A 25,027-nucleotide genomic window follows, 5' to 3' on the forward strand; every position below is an offset into this window, starting at 1 on the left:
TTGAAAGATGAAAGGCCGGAAGAAAAATTTCTTCCGGCCTTTTCATTTGTCTCAACTTTAAAAAATCGTATCAGGAAATCTTTGCGCCTCTCAGCCTTAAAGCATTCGCAATCACAGAAACCGAACTAAAGCTCATCGCCAGCGCAGCGATCATGGGGGAAAGTAAAATCCCAAAGAAAGGATACAAAATTCCGGCGGCAATTGGTACTCCCAAAGAGTTGTAAATAAGCGCGAAAAAGAGATTTTCCCTGATATTCTTCATCACTTTTTTACTCAGCGTTTTAGCCTTTACCACTCCATGTAAATCTCCTTTCACCAGCGTAATTTTTGCGCTTTCAATGGCCACATCTGTGCCGGTTCCCATAGCAATTCCAATATCAGATTGTGCCAGGGCGGGCGCATCGTTAATTCCATCACCGGCCATAGCGACTTTTTTACCCTCTGCCTGTAACCGTTTTACTTCATTTAGTTTGTCCTCCGGCAACATTCCTGCTTTAAAGTCGGTGAGATGTAATTCTTCAGCCACCGCAGCAGCTGTATTTTTATTGTCGCCGGTAAGCATAATCACCTCAACTCCGCGACTTATTAATTCTGAAATTGCCGCCCGGCTGGTCTTCTTAATAGGATCTGTAATGGTGATAAACCCGGCTATTTTACCATCCACCGCCAGATAGGATACGGTTTTTCCCAATTGTTGTTCTGCAGAAACCTTTTCCTTTACTTCTGAAGAAATTTCAGCAGCAACGTCTTTCATCAGTTTTTCATTCCCGATGGCAATTTTTTGATTCTGAAGATTTGCCGTCACTCCTTTTCCCGTTACGGAACTGAATTTTTCGGCTTCCGAAATCTTCACGTTCTTCTCTTTAGCATAATTCACTGTGGCTTCGGCTAAAGGATGTTCGCTTAAAATATTTACTGAAGCTATTCTCTGCAGAACTTCTTCTTCAGAAAAATCATTCGCAGCAACTACTTTTTCTACAGATGGTTTTCCTTCGGTGATCGTTCCCGTTTTATCAATGATAAGGGTATCGATCTTGTCCATTTGTTCCAGCGCCTGTGCATTTTTAATCAGCACACCATTTTGCGCACCTTTCCCCACTCCTACCATGACAGACATTGGAGTTGCAAGTCCCAAAGCACAGGGACAAGCGATAATCAGCACTGCAATGGCATTTATGAGCGCATATACATAACTCGGCTCCGGTCCGAAAATGGCCCAAATAATAAAAGTGACCACCGAAATTATGACCACCACCGGCACAAAATATCCCGCAATTTTATCTGCCAGTTTCTGAATAGGAGCCTGCGACCTGCTCGCATCATTCACCATCTTTACAATCTGCGCCAGCAGGGTTTCGTTGCCCACTTTTTCGGCCTTCATCGTGAAACTTTGATTTCCGTTTATAGTTCCTGAAGTTACCGTATCGCCTTTACTTTTCTCTACCGGAATCGGTTCCCCTGTAATCATAGATTCATCCAGGCTGCTTTCGCCTTTTTCGATTATTCCGTCCACCGGGATTTTATCTCCGGGTTTAATACGCAAAATATCTCCAACCTGAATTTTATCTGTAGCAATCACTTCTTCTTCTCCGTTTACCACGCGAATGGCTTTATTTGGAGCAAGTTTCAGTAATTCTTTTACTGCGGAATTCGTCCGGCTATGAGCACGGGCTTCCAATAACTGACCAAGTAAAACCAGCGTTAAAATAACAGTGGCCGCTTCAAAGTAAACATGAACGGTTCCAGCTTCGGTTTTAAATTGCTGCGGAAAAAAATCAGGAAAAATTAATCCAAATACACTGAAGATCCAGGCAATTCCAGCGCCTATTCCAATGAGTGTAAACATATTCAGGTTCCAGGAAGTAACAGACTTCCATGCGCGTTCAAAGAACATCCAGGTGGCATAAAAAACTACCGGAATGGAAAGTCCCAATTGTATCCAATTCCAGTAGTACATATCCAGCGCCTCATACAGCGGATTATCGGCCAGCATTTCGCTCATCGCGATAAGGAAAATGGGCAAAGTAAAACCTGCAGCAATCCAGAATTTTTTCAGTAGTTTTTGATATGTTTTCTTCTCGGCAGAAGCATCAGCCTGGACCGGCACCAGGTCCATTCCGCAAATTGGGCAATCTCCCGGCTCATCCTCTACAATTTCCGGATGCATTGGGCAGGTGTATCCTCCCCCCTGCCCCCCTCCGAAGGAGGAGGTAAGACTCATTTCCTCGACGAGATCCATTCCACAAACCGGACAATCACCCGGTTCATCGTAGGTTTTCTCCCCTTCACAATGCATTGGGCAGTAAAAAGTGCCCGTACCTTTACCCTTAGGTTTCTCTTTTTCTGAATGCTCATGATGGACTTCTTCCCCCGGAATGAAAATTTCATAATTCCCGCCCGCTTCTTTTAATGCATGCTGAAATTTGTCAATTTTGATGTGACGCTTCATTTCTATCTCCGCTTCGGCTTTTTCAAGATTAACGGAAGCATTTGTAACACCTTCGACCTTGTTCAGAGCTTCTTCAACATGCGAGCGACAACCGTTACAGGTCATTCCGGTGATTTTATAGGTGTGTTTCATCAGGTTTTCACCAGAATTCCCTTCCGGAGAAGATTCAGAAGACATCAGAATCTGATAATTACCGCCCACTTCTTCTAATGCATGTTGAAATTTGTCAATTTTGATGTGCTGCTTCATTTCAATCTCCCCTTCGGCTTTTTCCAGATCAACGGAAGCATTTGTAACGCCTTCAACATTGTTCAGAGCTTCTTCAACATGAGAACGGCAGCCATTGCAGGTCATTCCGGTGATTTTATAGGTATGTCTCATCAGGTTTTCGCCAGAATTCCCTTCCGAAGAAGATTCAGAAGGCATCAGAATTTGATAATCCCCGCCCGCTTCTTTTAATGCATGCTGAAATTTGCCAATTTTGATGTGCCGCTGCATTTCTATCTCCGCTTCGGCTTTTTCCAGATCAACGGAAGCATTTGTAACGCCTTTAACATTGTTCAGAGCTTCTTCAACATGAGAACGGCAGCTGTTACAGGTCATTCCGGTGATTTTATAGGTGTGTTTCATCAGGTTTTCACCAGAATTCCCTTCCGAAGAAGATTTAGAAGGCATCAGAATTTCATAATTTCCGCCCGCTTCTTCTAATGCATGCTGAAATTTGTCAATTTTGATATGCCGCTGCATTTCTATCTCCGCTTCGGCTTTTTCCAGATTAACTGAAGCATTTATAACACCGCCCACCTTGTTCAAAGCCTCTTCAACATGAGAACGGCAGCCGTTACAGGTCATTCCGGTGATTTTATAGGTATGTTTCATCAGGTTTTCACCAGAATTCCCTTCCGAAGAAGATTCTGAAGGCATCAGAATTTCATAATTTCCGCCCGCTTCTTTTAGTGCATGCTGAAATTTGCCAATTTTGATGTGCCGCTTCATTTCAATCTCGGCTTCGGCTTTTTCCAGATCAACGGAAGCATTTGTAACTCCTTCAACTTTATTTAGAGCTTCTTCAACATGGGAACGGCAGCCGTTACAGGTCATTCCGGTGATTTTATAGGTGTGTTTCATTCTAATTCTTATTACTTTTTTCATTCTGATCCTCATCAGAATCTTCCAGTTTACCTTCCTGATCAGTATTCTTCAGAAATAATTTTTCTCCGAAAAAAGTTACCACAATTAAGCCTGCAGAGACAATAATTACGGTTAGGTTTGTTTGCGCTCTTACCCATACAAATCCTATTAATACCACTGCATCCAGAACGATGGCCGTAATTACAATTGCCGGGTTTGCTTTCACCTTTTCTTTCATATGGCGCAGTACTCCCACATGAATAATAATGTCCATTATTAAATAGAATATTGCGCCCATAGCTGCAATTCCTGAAAGGTCAAAAAGAATCGTTAATGCGATGGAGAGCACCACAATATATACCAGCATGTGTTGCTGAATATTTCCCGGCAATCCCAGGTTAGAATGCGGAATCAATTTCATATTGGTGAGCATCGCCGTCATTCTTGAAACTGCAAAAACACTAAAAATAACTCCTGTTATGGTAGCGACTATGGCAATCCCAACCGTAAACCACAAACCGAAATCTCCATATAGAGGACGCGCAGCTTCTGCCAAAGCATAATCTTTTGCTTCAATAATTTGAGGGATTTCCAGGTTAGATCCTACTGCAAGGGCAGTAATAAAATACACAGCACCACAGATTACCAGCGACCATACTATCGCCCGTCCCACATTTTTATGAGGCTCTTTTATTTCTCCCCCGCTATTGGTAATAGTGGTAAAGCCCTTATAGGCAAGAATAGCAAGTGCAAGAGAGGCAATATATTTGGTGAAACTATTTTCGGGTGCCTCAGAAGGCATAGCAGAACCCACACTAAAATCGGCTGCCCAAAGTGCTCCAATTGCAAAGATCAAAATTCCGCCAATTTTAATGGTTGCAGTAGTCATTGCTGTTTTACCAATGACTTCGTTTCCAAGGATATTAACCACAAAAGCAGCGACCAGAAGTCCCACTCCAAGCACAGGAACCCAAAAGCTGTTTTCACTTCCATTGAACAATTGCATGGTGTAAGTACCAAAAGTACGCGCCACAAGACTTTCGTTTAAAACCATTGAAAAAGCCATGAGCAAGGCCGCAAAAGCCGTAATGGTCCCTTTCCCGTAGGCTTTTTGAAGGAACATCGCAATACCCCCAGCCGACGGGTACGCATGCGCCATTTTGATATAGGAATAAGCGCTAAATCCGGAGATAACCCCTCCCATTACAACAGCAAGCGCAAAATATTCACCTGCAAGTTCTGCTATCTGTCCTAAAAGGGCAAAAATTGCTGCACCTATCATTACCCCGGTTCCCATAGCCACTGCGTTTCCAAGGCTAAGACTGTTCTTTTCGTATTGACTCATATAATTCGTATTAAAAAATAAAACCCAGATAAACCGGGTTTTATTTATTTACTAGCTGATCATTTTACTTATGCTAAATAAGTTTTACAAGCTTGTTCACATTCTCTACATGCTTTTGCACAATCTTTACAGTGTTGCGAATCATGTTTTTCACATTCCTCGGCGCAATCTCTACATACTTTCTGGCAGTATTCAACCAGTCCCTTCGCATCGGCATCCTTTATAGCCAATATTTGCACCAGTGCTGCACAGGCTTCTGCACAAACTTTATCGGTTCTTATACACGGAACCATTTTCTTTAAATTGTCCTCGTCCAGACATGCGTCTGCACAATAATTACAATGGTTAATACAATTCCCAAGTGCGTGAATAAATTTCTCGTTTCTCATAATAATTTGATTTTTATTGGTTTACCCTAAATTAAGAATGATAAGCGGAAGAAACTTTTAAAATTATGGTAAGATTTTACACATTTAAGGAAACTTAAACAGAATCGAGCGTATTACGATTGTTCAGGTGCTGTGTTTTGTATTGTGAAGGACTTAATCCTGTTGCTTTTTTAAAAGTGGTAGAAAGATAAGCCGCACTGGCAAAGCCCACATTAAATATGAAAATCACGGCCTTGCACTTTAAATTACTATAGGATTTATTTTCAGTAATTTACATCGAAAATATCCTGAAACATACTGTCATCAACCTTCCGTTCTGCCCTAATGTGTTCTTTCATTCCTTTTACTGTTTTGAGGGATTTGTTCAATTCCTTGTAATAATCGTTTTCTGAAAGCAGTTCTTTTTGAAAGGCTTCCAAACGTTTCCTCGTAGTTGTCGCGTGTTGTGCATGAAAATTTTGATATAACCATGAGTTTCTGCCCGATTGTTTTTTCATCACAAAAATATCGGTTTCCAGGTTCTTTTTTTGTTCCAAAAGCCGTTCTGCATATAATTTCAGATAAGCCTCATCCAAAACCACTTCCTTATTTTCAATTTGTTCTACTTTTAATTTAATTGAAATTAGCTGAAATAAATCCAGGTCGTCTTTGGCACTGGCAAGTTCCTGCATAAGCTTTTCCTTCTCTTTTCTTATCGTTGCATTCTGCTCCAAATCTGGATGGATCCTTTTTGCAATATTTTTGTAGGTTTTCATAAAATGAAGGTTTAGATCGGGTTCACCCAATTCCTTTGTCGCTGTCTGCCTGCTTTTAGGTTGCTGCTTTTGATTTTCCTGTTCTTCCTTAAAAGCTTTGGCCTTCTCATTTATTTCCTTCCCGTATTTTTCTTCAAAGGCTTCAGGAGAAAGTTTTTTTTCACCTAAAATATCTTCAATATCCACATCTATCCCCATCATATCGTTCACCATTTCCTGAAAAAATTCTGTAGATCCCTCTGACATCTCTAACATGTCCATTTCAAAATATTTCTCGTATTTTTCATCATACTCGTAACCCATTTCCGAAATGCTGTTTAATTCCCTAAGCATCAAAGAACGTATATATTCTCGTTGACTTTCAGAAAATGACTTTTTATTGAACGCGCTATCCATGGTTTCTATAAGCTCCAGTTTACTTTTTACCAAACTTTCTTCGGTGGGCTTGACGATTTTACTGAAATTTTCGTTCAGCATAGCAAAAACTTTTGGAAGTTTTTCTATTTCATCCTTTAGTTTGGCAATGCCCTTAAGGCGGTGGTTAAAATTATGTTTGAGCTTGCTAAGGCCGGGATCCTCCCCGGGTTTGGCTTTTATGTTAAGAGATTTTATAATATCTGTGGAAGATGGTAGCTGGACATTTTCATAAGTATCGAAAAGACTTGTCTGAGTATTGCTGGCCATTTTTATGTATTTTTTAAGCTTTTACAAGTATAAAACTTTGGGCTCTTAATCCAATACACAAATTTAAAAAAAATCAAGGCCTTTGTTCCTTTTCAAATGTAAAATCCTGTATCCTGAAGGACTTGTTTTGGTCTCCTTCTTGAAGAAAGTTGAAAGATAGGCAGCACTGCCAAAGCCCAATATATCGGCAATTTCTGAAATACTTAGTTCATCATATTCCAGTAACTCTTTGATCCTTTCGATCCTGATGGAATTTTGAAAACTCTGGATACTTTGTTTTTCACTTTTGCTGAACAGGTTGGTAAGATAACTGTAATCGTAATGAAGCCGCTCGCTCAGGATTTTAGAAAGATTATCATTTTTAGAACCCTCTTCATAGACCTGTTCGATAATAATAGACTTTATGCTGTTAATGATGCGCTCCGGTTTTTTCTGAAGCAATTCAAAACCCACATTTTCAAATTCCTTCTGAAGGTCATGCAATTCCAGATCTGTTAACGGCCTTTCCAGAACAGCTTCTCCCAAAGAAACTTCACGACAGGGGATTCTTAAGTCTGAAAGAATTCGCTGCACCGTAGTTATACAACGACCGCAAACAACATTTTTAATATGAATAACAGTGTTTTCCACAAGCCGCTTTTTAGAAAAAACAACTGCCGTCAATCTTAGTATTCAACAAAGAATAAGACGGCAGTTTGTTCTTACAATTAGGTAATCATTAGTTCAACGTCTGCTCAAGTCTTCCGCATTTCAGCATTTTGTCTCCAAAATAAGGATTTCTAATTTCTTTGGAACTGGAAAACCAGTAATCCCCCTGCCCTTCAAAAGCCATTGGACAGTACTGCTTATAAATTTCACCGGAAGCCAAAGCTCCTTCCAAAACAGGCTGCATAGCGGCGGTTAATTCTGAAAAAGCTTCCCGCTGCTGATTTACATCTTCACTTTCAGCTATTTTTTGTGCCGGTTCCAGTAGTTCAGATCGCCCGGAATCTCCCTCTAAAGTACTTACAAGATTTTCCGCAGCTTCCTGTGCTTCTGAAGCATCAGTGCTTACCAAGGCATCTTTAACTTCCACATAAGCATTATAAATTTCTGCAATAGAGTCCTCACTAAATTCCGGTGCAGCCTCAGCCGAATTGTCATTTTCAGTGGTCATTGGCTCCTGGTGCATCTCGTTCTGCATTGGTGGTGCCACCTCTTCCTCTTGTTTATTATCTTTACAGGAAGTTAAACTTAAACTCCCTACGATTGCAGCAAAAAACATTGCATTTCTAAGTACCTTTTTCATTTTCTGTCAATTTTATATTTAAAGTTAATTTATTTCCTTGGAAACCTCACCACACGTTAACATTGCTTCACCGTAATAAGGATTTCGTATTTCACGGGACAGGCTAAGCCAGTCTGCACCACGATCATTATCTGCCATTGGACAATGCTGAACAAAAAGACTTGTATCTACCGGCCTGAAGGTGGAAACAAAATCGATCATCACCGTTGAAAGTTCATCAAAATTACTTCTCATTTCTGAAATGTCCCCGGCTGAAGTGATTGCTAAAGTCCTCTCCTGCAATTGCTCTTTGTAAAAGGCCAGACTAGCTCCTGCTTCCTCCTGAAGCTCCTCAGGTTCGATATTTGCCAATTTTCGACCAAGACTTTCTGCAAACTTTTCGGCGCTGTCAAAATCATCTTCTGTCAGCGCATCTTTTAATTCCAAATAAGTTTCTACTATTGAAGCCGCCTGATTTCTGGCTTCCACCGGCAGCGTAAAAGTTTCATCAAGAACTTCCTTGTAAATATCGGGGTTCATCATGCTTGGTTTACCGGCCAGCTGCACTGCGGCATCTACCGTAAAAGTGCCATTTACCACAATTTCATCACCTTCCTGCAGTCCGTTTTCAATTACATAAGAATCCCCCAGCGACGTTCCCAAAGTCACTTCCTGTAATCTAAATCCCGCGCCATCTGCAAGGTCAGATTTTATATAAACCAGGGAGCGTTCTCCTGTCCATAACACTGCCGACTTTGGCACTACAATTTCTTCGGAAGAATCCTGTCCCAACTGATTTGTAACCACTCCCGAAGCAAACATTCCGGGTTTTAACCTTCCATTTTCATTGTTTACCTCAACTCTCGCCAGCGCCACACGGGTGTTGGAATTAAGCAAAGGATCAATAAAATTGATTTCACCTTCAAAAATTTCACCGGGAATGGACCTGATTGTGTACTCTACTGTACTTCCTTCCTCGATCCAGCCGAGTTCGCTTTCATAAAGATCAAAAACCACCCAGACTTCTTCAAGATTGGAAATTTCGTATACCGGCATTCCCTGCTCGAGGTAATCCCCCTGATCTGCAATTTTTTCAGTAACAACTCCGCTTACATCTGCCGTTATTGGAAAACGCTGAATCGCCTGGCCGCTATTCAAAATCTGCTGAATCTGATTTTCGCCAATTTTCCAGTTTCTCAGTTTTTGTTTTGCCGCCTCAAAAAGTTCCGGCTGGCTTTCCTTTATTGCCTGTGCCTGTAATAGTTCTTCCTGCGCAGTAACTAATTGAGGCGAATAAACTGTCGCCAGTGTTTGTCCGCGCTGTATACTTTCCCCGGTGAAGTTTACCCGCATTTGTTCAATTCTTCCCGGAATGTGAGTGGACTGAGTGTATGCATTGCCTTCATCTACCACCACTTTGCCGTTTAAACGAACTTCCTTTTCTGCATTGCCGCTGCCCACTGTCATCGTCCTTACGTTTGCAAGTTTTAATGCATTTTCACTCATCCTGAAAACCGAAGGGTCTGCAACAACACCATTATCTTCAGAAACAGGGATTAAATCCATTCCGCAAATAGGGCAATCCCCCGGCTCCTGCTGCCGAATCTGCGGATGCATCGAACAGGTCCAGATTTGATTTTCTTCCATCGCGTGATCATGATCCGAAACGGATTCAGAGCTAACATTTTCTGAAGGTTTCACGAGCCAGCCGATAAGACCACCAATCAGCAGTGTCACTAATACGATTATTATATTTTTTCTGTTTTTCATTACTCCTGATTTTTGTTGATGAAGAAATACTCGAGCTTCGCATTAGCGACAAAAGCTTCTTTTACAGCCTCTAATTTCTGAAGCTGAAGCATTAAAATATCCTGGTTCATTTGCAGCACTTCTTCAAAATCTCCTGTTGCATTACTGAAGGCCGATATTTGCAATTTATTGGCCTGCTCAGAACTTTCCAGCTGCCGGTCGTAAAGCGCAATTAACCGCTGTGATTTATTCAGTTTGTAGCGCGACATCTCCAGTTCACTTTTCATATTGTTGATTTTCGCCTGTCTGTTTTGCTGCACTGCCGTTTCCATAAGTTCAGCTTCCTTTTGTGCTGCTTTATATTTTTTTCTGAAGATGGGCAAACTCACTGAAAGCATTGGCATAATGACATCCTGCCCATTATTCACCGGATTCGCATCTGTTCTTTCAGAAATAATTCCATAATCCACTCCAACGCCTACTTGCGGAAGTCCGTTTTTCCTGGCTACCACCTGCTGACTCTCATAAGCTGCTGCTTGCCGGTTAAACTGCTCTATCGCAGGATGATCTTTAAAATTCTGCTGATTGTTATTTTCAGGCTTCATCTCATTAAATAGCTCCTCAACCATCAGCGTATCTGCAACAAGAACTTCTTCATTAATTCTTCGGTTTAAGAGTAAGTTAAACTGAGTTTTTAATGTTTCGAGTTCCTCTTTCAACAGCAAAATTTCAGTAATTGCCTGCTCCCGCTTAATATCTATTTTTACCACATTTACCATAGGTGCGCTCCCGGCCTCAAATTTTCTCAAGGCCAACTCCCGGTAAGAATCCAGGATTTCCAGGTTATCCTCCTTTACCGCAATAGTTGCCGATAATTGGAAAATTTCGGCATAGGCCGATTTCACCTGATAATTAAGGTTTGCCCGCACATCGAGGTACTCCTGAAATTTTGCTTCAGCCATTAATTCTGCCGTAGTCGCTTTTGCTTCTAAAGTTCCAAACCACGGGAACATCTGCATTAAGGAAAAACGTGCTTCCTGTGCTCCCAACCGGGTTTCTACCATCCTTCCAAAGGCGCTCATGGTGAGCGTGGGATCGGGCAGGGACGAAACCTGAGGCACTTGCTGCAGTGCTGCTTCAAAGGAGGTATAAGCCGCTTTTACTTCCGGATTATTTTCCGCAGCAATTTGGAGATAGTTGTCCAAATTCTGGGCGTATCCCCCCAGCCCCCAAAGGAAAAAAAGGAAAAAGCCCCCTAACCCCCGAAGGGGGAACAGCCCCCCTACCCCCCCGAGGGGGGATTTAAATTTTATAAAGAATAATTTCATAAATGATTTCATAATAATTTTTAATTATTGGGAACCTGATTGTCCTCCCCCTTCGGGGGAGTTAGAGGGGGATTCGGGGTGGGGCTGACATTTTCCCGCCAGTACGCCTGTAACACCGGCACCACAAAAATCGTCATGATCTGGATTAACATTCCGCCGACGATTGGTATGGCCATTGGCACCATAATATCTGAACCTTTTCCTGTGGAAGTTAATACCGGAAATAAGGCAATTATCGTAACCGCTGTGGTCATCATCGCCGGCCGAACGCGCTTTAGACCGGCTTCCATTACAGCATCCCGAACTTCCGGAACTGTATTCGGTTTTCTTTCTTCAAAAACCTGGTGAATGTACGTGCCCATGAGCACCCCATCATCTGTAGCAATTCCGAAGAGCGCAATAAATCCAACCCAAACAGCAACGCTTAAATTAATTGTTCCCATCTGAAAAAGGTCTCTCATGTTCATCCCGGACACCGCAAAATCCATAAACCATTCCTGACCGTAAAGCCAGATCATGATGAAACCACCTGCAAAAGCCACAAATACTCCCGAAAAATGGATTGTAGAAGCAATCACTGTCTTAAACTGAAAGTACAGCAACAGGAAAATGATGATCAGACAAATTGGGATTAGAATGGATAATCGTTTTACCGCCCGAACCTGATTTTCATAATTTCCTGAAAACTTATAGCTAATCCCGGCAGGAACTACCAGTTCCCCCGCATCAATTTTCTCCTGAATAAAAGCCTGAGCATCATTCACCACATTTACCTCAGCATAGCCTTCCCTTTTATCAAAAAGAACGTAACCTGTGAGGAAAGTGTCTTCACTTTTGATCATTTGCGGACCACGCTCATAATTGAGATCGGCAAGATCACCGAGCGGAATCTGAGCCCCGGAGCTTGTTGGAACCAAAATTCTTTTTATAGATTCCGGATCGTCCCGAAGTTCCCGCGGATATCGTACTCTAACCGGAAAACGCTCCCGGCCTTCAACGGTAGAAGTAATTTCCATTCCGCCAATTGCTGTTTCAATAGTTTGCTGAACATCTTCAATGCTAAGGCCGTACCTCGCGATTGCATTACGGTCGATGTCAATTTCCAGGTAAGGTTTTCCCACCACGCGATCTGCAAAAACAGCTTCAGATTTAACTGAAGGAACTTTCTTTAGTAATTGTTCCAGTTCAATTCCAAATTCCTGAATACTTTGCAGATTTGGCCCGTAGACTTTGATTCCCATAGGAGCACGCATTCCGGTTTGCAACATCACCAGCCTTGTTTCTATCGGCTGAAGTTTTGGTGCGGAAGTGACCCCGGGTAAATCTGTCCTTTGCACAATCTCGTCCCAGATATCATCCGGATTAAGAATATGTTCCCGCCAGTTACGGTAGTATTCACCATCTTCATCAACCACGAGCTGTTCTGCTGAAATATCCCGCTGAATTCCTTCGGCATTGGTTAAAGTATCCCCGGACTTCAGGATAAACCTGTCATCTTCGTCTACCTTAAAAGCCATTAGTTTACCTTCTTCAGAAAGCATAAATTCCGGCTTATAGTTGATGATATTTTCAAACATAGAAATAGGCGCGGGATCCAGTGCACTTTCCACTCTTCCCATTTTTCCCACGGCGACCTCAACTTCCGGAATAGAAGCAACAGCAATGTCCAGCTGGCGCACCGTTTTTTGCGTTTCTTCTATACCGGCATGGGGCATGGTGGTAGGCATCAGCAAATAACTCCCTTCATTAAGCGAAGGCATAAATTCCTTCCCTACTCCGGGAAACGTATGTGCCATCTCTGTCCAAAGACTGGTTTTCCTGAATTCCCAGCCCGTTTTTTCTATTCCGTTGGCTACAAAACCAAAGATCTTCGGAAAGCCGAACCAAATCATTATTCCGAAGAAAATGGTGATAAGCGGTAAAAACAGAAACTTTCCTTTATTCTGCAGGCACCAGGTCAAAATCGGCTCATAATACTTTACGATTGCCATTAAAAACAGCAGTGTAAGCGCCAATAAAATGATGACAAAAATATAATTGGAAAATAAAGAATTCTGAAAGCCCAGCGGCATCCATTCTTCCGAAAGGAAAAGTACCGTTACCGCCACAATGATCCCGAGAATTATATTGTCTGAATATTTGCCCAATAATTGAGGTTTTTGAGCATCGATTAATTTCAGAAGTCCAATTAAAGTAAGCGCCAGCGGAAGCCAAAATCCGAACAGGATTGCCAGTACAATTCCCGAAATTATCAGCAATATATTCCAAATTTTTTGGCTGCGTTCCTTATTTATCTTCAGGTTGAAAGCGAAATAAGAAAGCATTGGCAAAATGAAAATCCCCACTATAAAAGCCGCGCCAATCGCAAAGGTTTTGGTAAAAGCCAGCGGACGAAAAAGCTTTCCTTCTGCATTTTCCATAAAGAAAACCGGAAGAAAACTTACGATAGTTGTTGCCAATGCGGTGGTTACTGCAGGTGCAACTTCTATGGTCGCTTTATGGATAATTTCCAGCAGTTTGTTTCCGGTAGCGTTCCTGTTCTCCGGAAATTCCAGATGCCGGATGGTATTTTCGACAAAAACAATCCCGACGTCCACCATCACCCCTATCGCAATTGCAATCCCGGAAAGTGCCACTACGTTCGCATCCACATTAAAATACCGCATTACAATAAAAGTCATGAGTACAGCTACAGGCAGTAAACTGGAAATCAGAAACGAAGCCCGGAGGTTAAGTACAAGAACAATTATTACAATTATGCTGATTAAAATTTCGTGGGAAAGTGCAGTTTCCAATGTACCAATAGTTTCATTGATCAACTGCGTACGATCGTAAAAAGGCACAATAGTAACCTGACTCTCAGTTCCATCTTCCAAAGTTTTAGTAGGTAATCCGGAAGAAATTTCTGCTATTTTCTCTTTTGTATTTTGAATTACCTCCAGCGGATTCGAACCATAACGAGCAACCACAACCCCTCCCACAACTTCGGCTCCTCCTTTATCCAGCAATCCGCGGCGTTGTGCCGGGCCAAGTTGAACTTCAGCAATATCCCTGATTAATATTGGAGTATTTTGATTTTCTGTAACAACCGTATTTTCAATGTCTTCAATGGATTTTATATAACCCAGCCCACGAACAAGGTATTCCACCTTATTTACTTCCATGGTTTTTGCACCAACATCCCGGTTAGAATTCTTCACCGCCATCATCACCTGATCTATGCCGATATTGTAAGCTTTTAAAGCATCGGGATCAACATCTATCTGATATTCCTGAACATATCCACCTACGGAAGCAACTTCGGAAACTCCCTGTGTTCCGCTTAGTCCAAGCTTTACGTAATAATCCTGAATCTTACGCAACTCGTGCAGATCCCAGCCTCCGGTAACGTTTCCATCAGGATCGCGGCCCTCGAGGGTGTACCAGAAAACCTGCCCCAAAGCAGTAGCATCTGGACCCAACGCCGGTTGTGCATCTGGAGGTAATAAACCTGCCGGAAGGGAATTCAGTTTTTCGAGAACGCGGGAACGCGACCAGTAAAATTCAACATCTTCTTCAAAAATTATATAAATGCTGGAAAACCCAAACATTGAAGAACTCCGAATGGATTTTACTCCGGGAATTCCGAGTAAAGAAGTGGTAAGCGGATAGGTAATCTGGTCTTCAATATCCTGGGGAGACCGGCCCGGCCAATCGGTAAAGACGATCTGCTGATTTTCACCAATATCGGGAATAGCGTCTACCGGCACAGGATCGTTGGGTAAAAATCCGGTATCCCAGTCAAATGGTGCTGTAACAATTCCCCATCCTACCAGAAAGAAGAGCAGGATCACGGCCACCAGCCGGTTGTACAGGAAATATTTTATGAGTTTACTGAACATTCTTTTGATAATTTAAAGATGAAATGCTTCAGAAAGATCCGGAAGGAGAATTTCTGAAATAGGTGTAGCTATGCCTTTAGGATAGGCTTAGCCTACAGAACATCTTTAGATATCAAATAAGAAAAACGCTGTCTACCAGATGTATATCTGTGACCAGCAAAGGCGGGGAATAATCTTTAAACGGAATTACCTGTTCCGGAAGTCCTTCGAACAGGTTGATGTAAGTCCAGGTAAATGTGGTTAAAAACAGTTGTTGATCCAGGTCAAAGGACTGAAATGACTGTTTTAACTCATCCTGACCTTCTACAGCTACTTTTTGATTGCTGCAGCAGGAATCCGCCATAATAGTGTCTTCAGAAGACGTCATTTCCATCCCGCAGGTTTCGGCTTTTGCCAAAATTGCAGTATCTACCAATATGCTTCCGCAGAAATGTTTATCTACCGTAAAAGAAACGGTAGAAAACAGCACTACAAATGCCATTAATATGGAAATGCTATTATGAAGTGATTTTTTCATCAGCTACAAAAATACAACTTTTTTAGTAATCAGCAGATTACAAAAACTTAAGAGAACAAATTTATGGCAGAAAAAGAAATTGTGCTTTAGGTATTTTGGGAAAAGCTTTCAATTTTACCGGATTTTTTGTTCCTGAGGCGATAATAGTAAAATGCAGGAAGCAAAATCAGGATAAAAATAGGATGGATCAAAAATCGTCTTACATAAAAGAGGGCCAGAAAATGCCCATTATCGATATTCAGCAGAAGATAAATAAAAATACTGCCCGCGAGGATAAATAGGATTCCGTAGAGAAGAGCACTAAACTTTAAAATGTTCTTATCGAGGAAAGCAACATACAAGATGACAAGGGAAATGGCTGTATTGATGAAGAACCTCAGCATGACATTCAGCACCAACGGCCAGAAATCGAATTCAGGAATTTTATCGTTCAGGTAATCCCCCTGGTAAAACCAGATCAATGGATCGTAAAAGAGCTCGTTTTCGAAATACCTGACCAGCACCAGTAAAATTACCAGTAAAGAAATTCCTGCTATTCTCCTCTTTTGCTTCATGTTTTAACTGAATTAGAGAAAATCTGCACCCAAATTACCCAAAGAATAAAAACGGTACCATAAATAATAAGCGGAAAAACCACACTATGCAGGATCGAAGAGTATTGCGGATACTCATAAAGACCGATCGCTAAAATGGCAATTCTTATAATATTCATCGCGTAAATTATTACTGCTCCTGCCAGAATATAAATTATTGTGCTTTTCAGCCTTCCGAAGAATGAGAGAATAAATGCCGTAAAAAGAATGATAATGCTCACAGAATTGCAACCTTCCACGATCCTAGCCAAATAAACCTCGTTCACAAACAACTTCATGGATGGCTCTGTTTGATGCGGAAGTACGCTCGCAGTATAGTTAAAAGAGCTTATAAGCGCTTCACTTTGTTCTCCCACGATATGCGTAAGATAATCTGGAAAATATTTTTCAGACCTGAAAAATATTAGATATGCATTATAGAACATCGAAAAGACAAAATAGCTCCCGAGGAACATAAAAATGAATCGAAGCACTGAACTGTATTTCCGAAATAGCTGAAGCAAAAAAGTAATGGGTTTTAACAAATTTATACAAATACTAAAGCTTGCCGACTATAAAAAATCAAATACTTTTGCAGAAACTATCAAAGTTATGTCATTTGAAAAATTAAAAACCAGGGTTGAAGAAATAATAGGAGGAGGAACTTCTGTAGATAAACGGCTTACAGAAATTTGTGAGCTCCTGCGAGAGAATGTCGATTACTACGACTGGGTGGGTTTTTACTTTAAAAATGGTAATAGAGAAGAACTAAAATTACATTCCTTCGCCGGGGAACCAACAGATCACACCATTATTCCTTTCGGAAAAGGGATTTGCGGACAAGTTGCTGTTTCTAACCAAAACTTCGTCGTGCCAGATGTAAAGGCACAGGATAATTACATTGCCTGCAGCATAAATGTAAAGGCAGAAATTGTTGTTCCGCTATTCGTGGATGGTGAAAACATCGGACAAATCGATATCGACTCCAACACTCCTGATCCTTTTTCTAAAGAAGATGAAGAGTTCTTAGAATGGGTGAATGAGAAAGTAGCGAGGATTGTCGGCTAGATAGTTTGGAGTTTGGAGTTTGGAGTTTGGAGTTTGGAGTTTGGAGTTTGGAGTTTGGAGTTCGGAGTTCGGAGTTTGGAGTTTGGAGTTTGGAGTTTGGAGTTTGGAGTTTGGAGTTTGGAGTTTGGAGTTTGGAGTTTGGAGTTTGGAGTTTGGAGTTTGGAGTTTGGAGTTTGGAGTTTAAGGAAAATCTTTCAAAGCACAACTGCAAAAAAATTACAGGTCGATAATTGCCATTTTCAGCATATCTCCTTTTCAAAAGGTTCTGCGCAAATCAGCGTTATCTGCGGGAGCATTAAGAAGTTATATGTGTATTCGTGGCAAAAATTACATGTCGATAATTGCCATTTTTAAGGCATTGCTGGAAAAGAGAAAAGTAAAAAATTTCGGACCTCGTACGTCTTCCTTCGTACTTTTAGCCTGCCGATAATTGCCATTTATTAGTGTATTCGTGGTAGAAAAGCTCGATATTGATAATTGATTTTCAGCATAGCTCCGTTTTAAAAAATTCTGCGCAAATCAGCGTTATCTGCGGGAGCATTAAGAATTCATTTGTGAATTTGTGGTAAAAAATAACGGTCGATACTTGCCATTTTTGAGGCATTGCTGGAAAAGGAGAGAAAATTCAGAATATAAAATTCAACATTTAAAGTAAATTCGCACTTTCCACTCCTCTCCTTCCAACCTACAAAAATCACATTCCCGTTCTGATTGCTTCCACAGGATCCAATTTTGAAGCTGATATTGCCGGAATAATTCCGGAAATAAGACCGATAATTGCAGAAACTGCTGTTCCAATTAGAATATTCATTGGAGAAAGGACAAACTCGAAATCACCGGTGAACTGCGAAGCAATAATGGATACCAGCCACACAAAGAAAAGTCCGATTAATCCTCCTATTACCGATAAGATAATGGCTTCAAAGAGAAATTGTGAGAGGATAAAACGATTCTTCGCTCCCAGAGATTTCTGAATTCCAATGAGGTTGGTCCGTTCTTTTACGCTCACAAACATGATATTTGCAATTCCAAAGCCACCAACTAATAGCGAAAATCCACTTATTATCAATCCGATGATATTGAGCTGCCCTGTAATCATGTCTATACTATCTGCAAAACCCTGAACCTGATTCACAAAAAAAGTGCTGACTTCATCAGGTTTTAATCCACGGTAATTCCTAAGCTGCTGCTCTGCTACGGCAACAAACCCGTCATCATCTGTTCCTTCTTCAGGCTTTAAAACTATTTGCGCAAAAATATTCTGGTTATTATCTCCAAAAATCCGACGTGTAAAATTTACTGGCACCATTACCTGGCCATCCCGCGAATCTCCCAGTAATCCCGATCCTTGCTTTTCCAGCACACCAATTACTGTTAATCTCCTGCCATACATTCTAACCTGCTTTCCTAATGGATTGGTATTTTCAAAAAGATTATTAGCAATTTCATACCCTAAAACAATTACAGCAGCACCACTGGCAGATTCAGATTCAGTAAAAAATCTACCTTCAGCTATTTCAAACTGTTCAATATCATAGTAACCGCTGGTAATGGCTATCACACCCACGCCCGTACTGGTAATATCCTGATATTTTATAGATCCTTCGGGTACTCCCTGAGCAAAAGTTGAAGCTTCCAAATCTGGTAGGCTACGAGTAAGGTGCTGGTATTCATCATAAGAAACATTTGGAAACTGTTGTCTCTTCCACTGCGGGATATCTGTATTCCCAAAGGAATATTTCATGATAATCACTGTGCTGTTATCCAGTGCGCTAAGACTTCCTTTCACTTCACGCTCCAGCGAATCTACAGCAGCCAAAACCGCAATAATTGAAAATATACCTATGGTGACCCCCAACAAAGAAAGAAAAGTACGCAGCTTATTATTCCGTAGTGCATTTAATGCAAAAAAGAAACTTTCCTTTAAAACTCTAAGATAAATAAGCATATAAAACCGCTGTTATTTGAAGGATTAAAGATAAGACGCAGGCATTAATTATTCGTTACAAAATTTATTGAGAAATAAGAACAGCAGCCTTTAATTTTTTTAAGTGAATTACTTACTTTTGCCACCCTAACAAACACAACATAATGAGTAACTTAAAACAAGCTAAATCTGCCCTAATTTCTGTTTTCAGTAAAGAAGGTTTAGCACCAATTGCCAAAAAACTAAATGATCTTGGAATCACCATCTATTCTACCGGTGGCACCGAGAAGTTTATAAAAGATCTTGGAATAGAGGTAATTCCTGTTGAAGATGTTACTTCTTACCCATCAATCCTTGGCGGAAGAGTAAAAACTCTTCATCCAAAAGTTTTTGGCGGGATCCTTAACCGCCAGGATAACGAAAGTGATGTTAGTGAATTAGAGAAATTTCAAATTCCCCAGATAGATATTGTGATTGTAGATTTATATCCTTTTGAGAAAACGGTAGCTTCCGGCGCTTCAGAACAGGATATTATAGAGAAAATAGACATTGGCGGAATTTCCTTAATCCGTGCAGCGGCAAAGAATTTTAAGGATGTAATTTGTGTTTCTTCAGTAAACGATTACCAGGAATTTGAAGGACTGCTGAATGAAAAGAATGGTGAAACCAGTCTTGCGGACCGTAAGAAATTTGCTGCAAAAGCATTTAATATTTCTTCTCATTATGACACTGCGATTTTTAATTATTTCAATACAGACACAGAAATCCCTGCATACAAGGAGAGCATTTTAACCGGAAAGGCATTGCGCTATGGTGAAAATCCTCACCAAGAAGGTACATTCTATGGTGAATTTGATGAATTATTTGATAAACTCCACGGGAAAGAACTTTCTTATAATAATCTTCTTGATGTAGACGCTGCGGTAAACCTGATGAACGAATTTAAAGGTGATGCCCCTACTTTTGCAATTCTGAAGCATAACAATGCCTGCGGACTTGCGCAAAGAGACACTATTTACCAGGCTTATGTAGATGCTTTGGCCGGAGATCCTGTTTCTGCTTTCGGCGGAATTTTGATTAGTAATGTGGAAATTGACAAAGCTACTGCTGAAGAAATACACAAGTTATTTTGTGAAGTGGTGATCGCACCCTCTTTTTCTTCCGAAGCAGAAGAAATTTTAAAAGGAAAGAAGAACAGAATTTTACTTGTTCAGAAGGAAACTGCATTACCGGAATCTCAGGTAAGAACCTGTCTTAACGGAGTTCTGGTTCAGGATAAAGACAATATAACAGACGCTGCTGAGAATTTAACTTTTGCAACAGAGAATAAACCTTCCGATAAGGAGTTATCTGATATGATATTTGCGTCGAAAATCTGTAAGCACACTAAATCCAACACGATTGTTCTGGCAAAAAATAAACAACTTTTTGCGAGCGGCACGGGGCAGACCTCACGTGTAGATGCTTTGCGCCAAAGTATTGAGAAAGCAAATTCATTTGATTTCGACCTAAAGGGAGCTGTAATGGCAAGTGATGCTTTCTTTCCATTTCCTGACTGCGTGGAAATCGCCGGAAATGCAGGAATTTCCGCTGTTATACAGCCGGGCGGCTCAATTAAAGATAAAGAAAGTATTGATTACTGCAGCCAAAATAATATTGCTATGGTGCTGACGGGAACCCGTCATTTCAAGCATTAATTTTAGTACATTTACCAAACCTCAACACACATTATTATATGGGATTTTTCGATTTTCTCATTGAAGAAATAGCAATAGATTTAGGAACCGCGAACACACTCATCATTCACAATGATAAGGTTGTAGTGGACAGCCCTTCCATAGTGGCCCGTGACAGGACTACCGGGAAAATCACAGCGGTAGGAAAAGAAGCCGCCATGATGCAGGGTAAAACCCATGAAAACATCAAGACTATACGACCATTAAAAGATGGAGTAATTGCTGATTTTGACGCGAGTGAGAAAATGCTTACGATGTTTATCAAGGAGATCCCTGCTTTAAAGAAAAAGCTCTTTACTCCTGCCCTACGCATGGTAATTTGTATTCCTTCGGGAATTACCGAGGTGGAAATGCGTGCGGTTAAAGAAAGTGCAGAGCGGGTCAATGGAAAAGAAGTTTATCTCATCCATGAGCCTATGGCTGCTGCTATTGGAATTGGTGTTGATATTATGCAGCCAAAAGGAAATATGATCGTGGATATAGGAGGTGGTACTACAGAAATTGCAGTTATCGCACTTGGAGGAATTGTATGCGATAAATCTGTAAAAGTTGCCGGTGACGTTTTTACGAACGATATCGTTTATTATATGCGAACGCAGCATAACCTTTATGTAGGTGAGCGTACTGCGGAAAAAATTAAAATTCAGATAGGTGCTGCCACTGAAGATCTTGAAGTTCCGCCAGACGAGATGAGTGTACAGGGTCGTGATTTACTCACGGGAAAACCGAAACAGGTAAATATTTCTTACCGGGAAATCGCCAAAGCACTGGATAAATCCATACTTCGAATTGAAGATGCAGTAATGGAAACCCTCTCTCAAACACCTCCCGAACTGGCCGCCGATATTTATAATACCGGAATTTATCTTGCAGGTGGAGGTTCTATGCTTAGAGGTTTAGATAAGCGGTTATCACAAAAAACAGATTTACCCGTTTATATTGCGGAAGATCCTTTGAGAGCCGTTGTAAGAGGTACCGGAATAACCCTAAAAACATTAAACCGCTACAAAGGGATATTGATTAAATAGGGAAATAGCGTGTTATGCAGCAGATTTTTAATTTTCTTATCCGGAATAAGAATAATATTCTTTTCTTATTACTGCTTACGCTGTCGTTGTTTTTAACCATCCAGACCCATTCCTTTCACAAAAGCAAGTTTATAAGCTCTGCAAACGCTGTAACAGGTGGCGTTTATTCCTGGGCGAACAATATCCAGACATACCTACACCTGGATGAATATAACGAAAGACTTCTTGACGAAAACCGGGAACTGCGCAACATCCTCACCAATTTAAATGATACTACTGCAGTAGAAAGCTACCTTGACACCACTTCTTTTAGAGGAGATTATTACTTTAGGGCAGCCACAGTCATTAATAATAACTATTCGAAATTTGACAATTATCTTACTATAGACAAAGGAGAGAGTGATGGTATTGTAGCAGAATTTGGTGTGGTTACGAGCCAGGGAATTATTGGAATAGTAGATCGTGTCAACGCAAATTTTTCCCGTGTAATTTCTATTTTAAACAGTCGATCGAAAATTAACGCTCAGCTCAATAAAACCAACCACTTTGGAAGTTTAATCTGGGATGGAAAAGATCCCAATATTGTTCAGTTAATAGATGTACCCCGGCAGGCACCGGTAAAAAAAGGAGACACCATTGTTACGGGCGGTCGCTCCCTTATTTTTCCTAAAGGCCTCCCTATTGGAAGCATTAGCGATTTTAGTCTCGATGCTACCGGCAGCTATTATACCATAGATATAAATCTTTTTAATGACATGACCAATATTGGTTACGTCTATATAATTGAAAACAGAAACAAACAGGAAATAGAGGCTCTGGAGGAACAAAATGAATAGCAGTACCTTATCAAATATAGCACGCTTTTTTGGGCTTATCTTTCTACAGGTACTGGTGCTCAATAATATCAATTTTTTAGGGTACATTAATCCCTATTTATATTTCCTCTTTGTTCTTCTGTATCCCTTTAATTCAAATAGAAGTTTATTCCTTTTATTATCATTCCTCCTTGGCATAAGTATTGATATTTTTGAAGACAGCGGGGGGATTCATGCTGCGGCTTGTTTAGTAGCAGCCTACATAAGACCAAATTTTTTGCGGTTTTCCTTCGGAATTAGTTATGACCACCAAACCCTGCGGCTTTCCGCTACGCCGTTTGGAGCAAGATTGAGTTATATTTTTTTAATGGTTGTTATTCATCATTTTATACTTTTTTCTCTGGAAATGTTTAGTTTTAATCATATCTTATTAATTCTGGAAAAAACATTATACTCAAGTCTTTTTACAATAATTTTGATTTTCCTGAGCCTCGCGCTATTCAGCAAAAAATATAGATGAGAAGAGTACTCCTATACATATTAATAATCACTACCGGAATTGCCTTCCTTGGCCGCTTATTTTATTTACAGGTGGTAGATACTTCCTTTGCTTTAAGGTCCCAGAACAATGCTATCAAGGTTGTATATGATTATCCGCAACGGGGATATATTTACGACCGTAACGGAGAATTAATGGTTTCTAACCAGCCTTCTTACGATGTTATGGTTATTCCCAGGAATTTAAAACCTTTTGATACCACTGAATTTTGCAAAATCCTTAGCCTTACTCCACAACAGCTGGGAAAGAAGTTGGATAAGGCCAAGATTTATTCACCAATGTTACCTTCGGTCGTCGTACCTCAGCTCACAAAAGGAGAGTATGCATACCTGCAGGAGAAAATGCGGAAGTACGAAGGATTTTATATTCAGAAGCGATCTTTAAGAGATTACCAGGTAGAAAATGCCGCGAATGTGCTCGGTTATATTTCTGAAGTAAACCAAAAAACTGTAAATGACAATCCCTATTACATTTCAGGGGATTTAATTGGTAGACAGGGAGTTGAACAGCAATATGAAGAATTGTTGAGAGGTGTAAAAGGCGTAAAACATATACAGAAGGACAGGTTCAACAGAGATATTGGACCTTACAAAGAAGGGATTTACGATACACTTCCCGAGAAAGGAAAAGACATTACCATTTCTATAGATGCTGCTCTACAGGCTTACGGTGAAAAATTAATGGAAAATAAGCGTGGGGGAATTGTTGCTATCGAGCCATCTTCAGGAGAAATCCTTTCCCTAATAACTGCTCCCAGTTATGATCCCGCTAAACTTGTAGGCAGGAAGCGTTCTGAAAATTTCACCAAGCTCTGGTATGATACTATTGCAAATCCGTTATACGACCGTGGACTCTTAGCTGAATATCCACCAGGCTCTCCTTTTAAGACTATGAACGCTCTTATAGGCCTTCAGGAAGGTGTCGTAGATATAGATGATCAATTCTCCTGCAATCATGGTTACAGCTATGGTAGAGGTAGAAAAATGGGTTGTCACTCTCACAGCAGTCCACTGGACATGGTACCGGGAATTGCCAATTCCTGCAATGCATATTTTGCTAATGTCTATAGAAGGATTATTGAGAAGTATCCAACTCCGCAGGAAGGGATAGATACCTGGAATGCCCATCTAAAAAGCTTCGGACTAGGGGATTATTTAGGAAATGACCTTCAGAACGGAAGACCAGGAAAAATTCCGGATTCTGAATATTATAATAAGATTTATAATTACCCCACTTACAAATGGTATTCAACTGCCACTTTATCCAACGCTATAGGCCAGGGTGAAGTTTTGCTTACACCAATACAGCTCGCTAATATGACCGCAGTGATTGCCAACCGCGGATGGTATTATACTCCGCATTTATTAAAAGAGGTGGAGGGCAAAAAGATTAAGGAGAAAAAATTTACTGTTAAGAACAATACCACCATTGATCCTGAACATTTTGAACCTGTCGTAGAAGGAATGCATCAGGTTTACACCAATGGTACAGCTTCAAGCCTGAGAATCCCGGGAATAGAAATTGCCGGAAAAACAGGAACAGCCGAAAATTTTACGAGGATAGATGGAAAAAGGACGCAACTTACTGACCACTCAATTTTTATTGCTTTTGCACCGGTAGACGATCCTAAGATCGCCATTGCTGTTTTTGTAGAAAATGGATATTGGGGAAGCCGATATGCCGGAAGAATTGCAAGCCTCATGATAGAAAAGTATATTCGCAATAATATTACCCGTACAGATATGGAGGATTGGATTTTATCTCATAGCCTTGAAGAAGAATATGCCAAACCCCTAAGCGGAGAACCTTTTATAATTAACCGCTAGT

General features: G+C 40.7%; 20 protein-coding genes. 6 read left to right on the forward strand and 14 right to left on the reverse strand.

All coding sequences use genetic code 11. The features are described from left to right. Nucleotides 1–70: 70 nt before the first annotated feature. From RM545_RS03460 to xrtF, 13 genes are all read right to left on the reverse strand, one after another. Entirely contained in the window at nucleotides 71–3,577 is a 3,507-nt protein-coding gene (locus tag RM545_RS03460; protein WP_432264570.1) for a heavy metal translocating P-type ATPase, read from the reverse strand. A gap of 1 nt (nucleotide 3,578) precedes the next feature. Beyond that, nucleotides 3,579–4,925 carry an APC family permease gene (locus RM545_RS03470; RefSeq protein WP_311493925.1) on the reverse strand — a complete coding sequence of 449 codons (1,347 nt, stop codon included), beginning with the start codon at nucleotides 4,923–4,925 and terminating at the stop codon, nucleotides 3,579–3,581. A 68-nt stretch (nucleotides 4,926–4,993) separates the two neighbouring features. Next, nucleotides 4,994–5,314 carry a four-helix bundle copper-binding protein gene (locus RM545_RS03475; protein ID WP_311493926.1) on the reverse strand — a complete coding sequence of 107 codons (321 nt, stop codon included), beginning with the start codon at nucleotides 5,312–5,314 and terminating at the stop codon, nucleotides 4,994–4,996. A 94-nt stretch (nucleotides 5,315–5,408) separates the two neighbouring features. Next, a complete protein-coding gene (locus RM545_RS03480; RefSeq protein ID WP_311493927.1) occupies nucleotides 5,409–5,543 on the reverse strand; it encodes a helix-turn-helix domain-containing protein in 135 nt (44 codons plus the stop codon). Between the two features lie 34 nt (nucleotides 5,544–5,577). Then, on the reverse strand, nucleotides 5,578–6,753 hold the full coding sequence (locus RM545_RS03485) for a hypothetical protein (protein ID WP_311493928.1): 1,176 nt from the start codon (nucleotides 6,751–6,753) through the stop codon (nucleotides 5,578–5,580). Between the two features lie 63 nt (nucleotides 6,754–6,816). After that, on the reverse strand, nucleotides 6,817–7,383 hold the full coding sequence (locus RM545_RS03490) for a helix-turn-helix domain-containing protein (protein ID WP_311493929.1): 567 nt from the start codon (nucleotides 7,381–7,383) through the stop codon (nucleotides 6,817–6,819). Nucleotides 7,384–7,471: 88 nt separating this feature from the next. Then, a complete protein-coding gene (locus RM545_RS03495; RefSeq protein ID WP_311493930.1) occupies nucleotides 7,472–8,041 on the reverse strand; it encodes a DUF3347 domain-containing protein in 570 nt (189 codons plus the stop codon). Nucleotides 8,042–8,065: 24 nt separating this feature from the next. Next, nucleotides 8,066–9,790: an efflux RND transporter periplasmic adaptor subunit gene (locus RM545_RS03500; RefSeq protein ID WP_311493931.1), complete on the reverse strand. Its 1,725-nt coding sequence runs from the start codon at nucleotides 9,788–9,790 to the stop codon at nucleotides 8,066–8,068. Next, complete coding sequence (locus RM545_RS03505; RefSeq protein ID WP_311493932.1) at nucleotides 9,790–11,109, reverse strand: TolC family protein; 1,320 nt, start codon at nucleotides 11,107–11,109, stop codon at nucleotides 9,790–9,792. Before RM545_RS03505 ends, RM545_RS03500 begins: the two co-directional genes overlap by 1 nt. An 8-nt stretch (nucleotides 11,110–11,117) precedes the next feature. After that, nucleotides 11,118–14,978 carry an efflux RND transporter permease subunit gene (locus RM545_RS03510; RefSeq protein WP_311493933.1) on the reverse strand — a complete coding sequence of 1,287 codons (3,861 nt, stop codon included), beginning with the start codon at nucleotides 14,976–14,978 and terminating at the stop codon, nucleotides 11,118–11,120. Nucleotides 14,979–15,090: 112 nt separating this feature from the next. Next, entirely contained in the window at nucleotides 15,091–15,495 is a 405-nt protein-coding gene (locus RM545_RS03515; RefSeq protein ID WP_311493934.1) for an HYC_CC_PP family protein, read from the reverse strand. A gap of 86 nt (nucleotides 15,496–15,581) precedes the next feature. After that, nucleotides 15,582–16,049 carry an exosortase F system-associated membrane protein gene (locus RM545_RS03520; RefSeq protein ID WP_311493935.1) on the reverse strand — a complete coding sequence of 156 codons (468 nt, stop codon included), beginning with the start codon at nucleotides 16,047–16,049 and terminating at the stop codon, nucleotides 15,582–15,584. Further along, a complete protein-coding gene (xrtF, locus tag RM545_RS03525; RefSeq protein ID WP_432264571.1) occupies nucleotides 16,046–16,591 on the reverse strand; it encodes an exosortase family protein XrtF in 546 nt (181 codons plus the stop codon). The genes RM545_RS03520 and xrtF overlap by 4 nt, the downstream gene beginning before the upstream one ends. Nucleotides 16,592–16,679: 88 nt before the next feature. Here xrtF and RM545_RS03530 point away from each other — a divergent pair, with 88 nt between their 5' ends. Next, complete coding sequence (locus RM545_RS03530; RefSeq protein WP_311493937.1) at nucleotides 16,680–17,135, forward strand: GAF domain-containing protein; 456 nt, start codon at nucleotides 16,680–16,682, stop codon at nucleotides 17,133–17,135. A gap of 694 nt (nucleotides 17,136–17,829) precedes the next feature. Here the strand turns inward: RM545_RS03530 and RM545_RS03535 are convergent. Next, nucleotides 17,830–19,083 carry an ABC transporter permease gene (locus RM545_RS03535; protein WP_311493938.1) on the reverse strand — a complete coding sequence of 418 codons (1,254 nt, stop codon included), beginning with the start codon at nucleotides 19,081–19,083 and terminating at the stop codon, nucleotides 17,830–17,832. A gap of 143 nt (nucleotides 19,084–19,226) precedes the next feature. Between RM545_RS03535 and purH the strand changes: the two genes are divergently transcribed. Genes purH through mrdA form a run of 5 tightly spaced genes read left to right on the forward strand, consistent with a single transcriptional unit; the run spans nucleotide 19,227 to nucleotide 25,026 of the window. Beyond that, nucleotides 19,227–20,759: a bifunctional phosphoribosylaminoimidazolecarboxamide formyltransferase/IMP cyclohydrolase gene (gene purH, locus RM545_RS03540; protein WP_311493939.1), complete on the forward strand. Its 1,533-nt coding sequence runs from the start codon at nucleotides 19,227–19,229 to the stop codon at nucleotides 20,757–20,759. Nucleotides 20,760–20,797: 38 nt separating this feature from the next. Next, on the forward strand, nucleotides 20,798–21,826 hold the full coding sequence (locus RM545_RS03545; protein WP_311493940.1) for a rod shape-determining protein: 1,029 nt from the start codon (nucleotides 20,798–20,800) through the stop codon (nucleotides 21,824–21,826). Nucleotides 21,827–21,840: 14 nt separating this feature from the next. Continuing rightward, nucleotides 21,841–22,662 carry a rod shape-determining protein MreC gene (gene mreC / locus RM545_RS03550; RefSeq protein ID WP_311493941.1) on the forward strand — a complete coding sequence of 274 codons (822 nt, stop codon included), beginning with the start codon at nucleotides 21,841–21,843 and terminating at the stop codon, nucleotides 22,660–22,662. Then, the gene (gene mreD / locus RM545_RS03555; protein ID WP_311493942.1) at nucleotides 22,655–23,161 is read left to right on the forward strand and encodes a rod shape-determining protein MreD; all 507 of its coding nucleotides are present in this window, start codon (nucleotides 22,655–22,657) and stop codon (nucleotides 23,159–23,161) included. The genes mreC and mreD overlap by 8 nt, the downstream gene beginning before the upstream one ends. Next, nucleotides 23,158–25,026, forward strand: coding sequence for a penicillin-binding protein 2 (gene mrdA / locus RM545_RS03560; protein ID WP_311493943.1), 1,869 nt, complete (start codon nucleotides 23,158–23,160; stop codon nucleotides 25,024–25,026). Before mreD ends, mrdA begins: the two co-directional genes overlap by 4 nt. Nucleotide 25,027: the final 1 nt, after the last annotated feature.

Source organism: Autumnicola lenta (assembly GCF_031846515.1).
GTDB classification, from domain to species: Bacteria; Bacteroidota; Bacteroidia; order Flavobacteriales; family Flavobacteriaceae; genus Autumnicola; species Autumnicola lenta.

Coding starts and splice junctions, on each gene's coding strand:
- RM545_RS03460 (WP_432264570.1), bottom strand. CDS start 3,577: ATGAAACACACCTATAAAATCACCGGAATGACCTGTAACGGCTGCCGT.
- RM545_RS03470 (WP_311493925.1), bottom strand. CDS start 4,925: ATGAGTCAATACGAAAAGAACAGTCTTAGCCTTGGAAACGCAGTGGCT.
- RM545_RS03475 (WP_311493926.1), bottom strand. CDS start 5,314: ATGAGAAACGAGAAATTTATTCACGCACTTGGGAATTGTATTAACCAT.
- RM545_RS03485 (WP_311493928.1), bottom strand. CDS start 6,753: ATGGCCAGCAATACTCAGACAAGTCTTTTCGATACTTATGAAAATGTC.
- RM545_RS03495 (WP_311493930.1), bottom strand. CDS start 8,041: ATGAAAAAGGTACTTAGAAATGCAATGTTTTTTGCTGCAATCGTAGGG.
- RM545_RS03500 (WP_311493931.1), bottom strand. CDS start 9,790: ATGAAAAACAGAAAAAATATAATAATCGTATTAGTGACACTGCTGATT.
- RM545_RS03505 (WP_311493932.1), bottom strand. CDS start 11,109: ATGAAATCATTTATGAAATTATTCTTTATAAAATTTAAATCCCCCCTC.
- RM545_RS03510 (WP_311493933.1), bottom strand. CDS start 14,978: ATGTTCAGTAAACTCATAAAATATTTCCTGTACAACCGGCTGGTGGCC.
- RM545_RS03515 (WP_311493934.1), bottom strand. CDS start 15,495: ATGAAAAAATCACTTCATAATAGCATTTCCATATTAATGGCATTTGTA.
- RM545_RS03520 (WP_311493935.1), bottom strand. CDS start 16,049: ATGAAGCAAAAGAGGAGAATAGCAGGAATTTCTTTACTGGTAATTTTA.
- RM545_RS03530 (WP_311493937.1), top strand. CDS start 16,680: ATGTCATTTGAAAAATTAAAAACCAGGGTTGAAGAAATAATAGGAGGA.
- RM545_RS03535 (WP_311493938.1), bottom strand. CDS start 19,083: ATGCTTATTTATCTTAGAGTTTTAAAGGAAAGTTTCTTTTTTGCATTA.
- purH (WP_311493939.1), top strand. CDS start 19,227: ATGAGTAACTTAAAACAAGCTAAATCTGCCCTAATTTCTGTTTTCAGT.
- RM545_RS03545 (WP_311493940.1), top strand. CDS start 20,798: ATGGGATTTTTCGATTTTCTCATTGAAGAAATAGCAATAGATTTAGGA.
- mreC (WP_311493941.1), top strand. CDS start 21,841: ATGCAGCAGATTTTTAATTTTCTTATCCGGAATAAGAATAATATTCTT.
- mreD (WP_311493942.1), top strand. CDS start 22,655: ATGAATAGCAGTACCTTATCAAATATAGCACGCTTTTTTGGGCTTATC.
- mrdA (WP_311493943.1), top strand. CDS start 23,158: ATGAGAAGAGTACTCCTATACATATTAATAATCACTACCGGAATTGCC.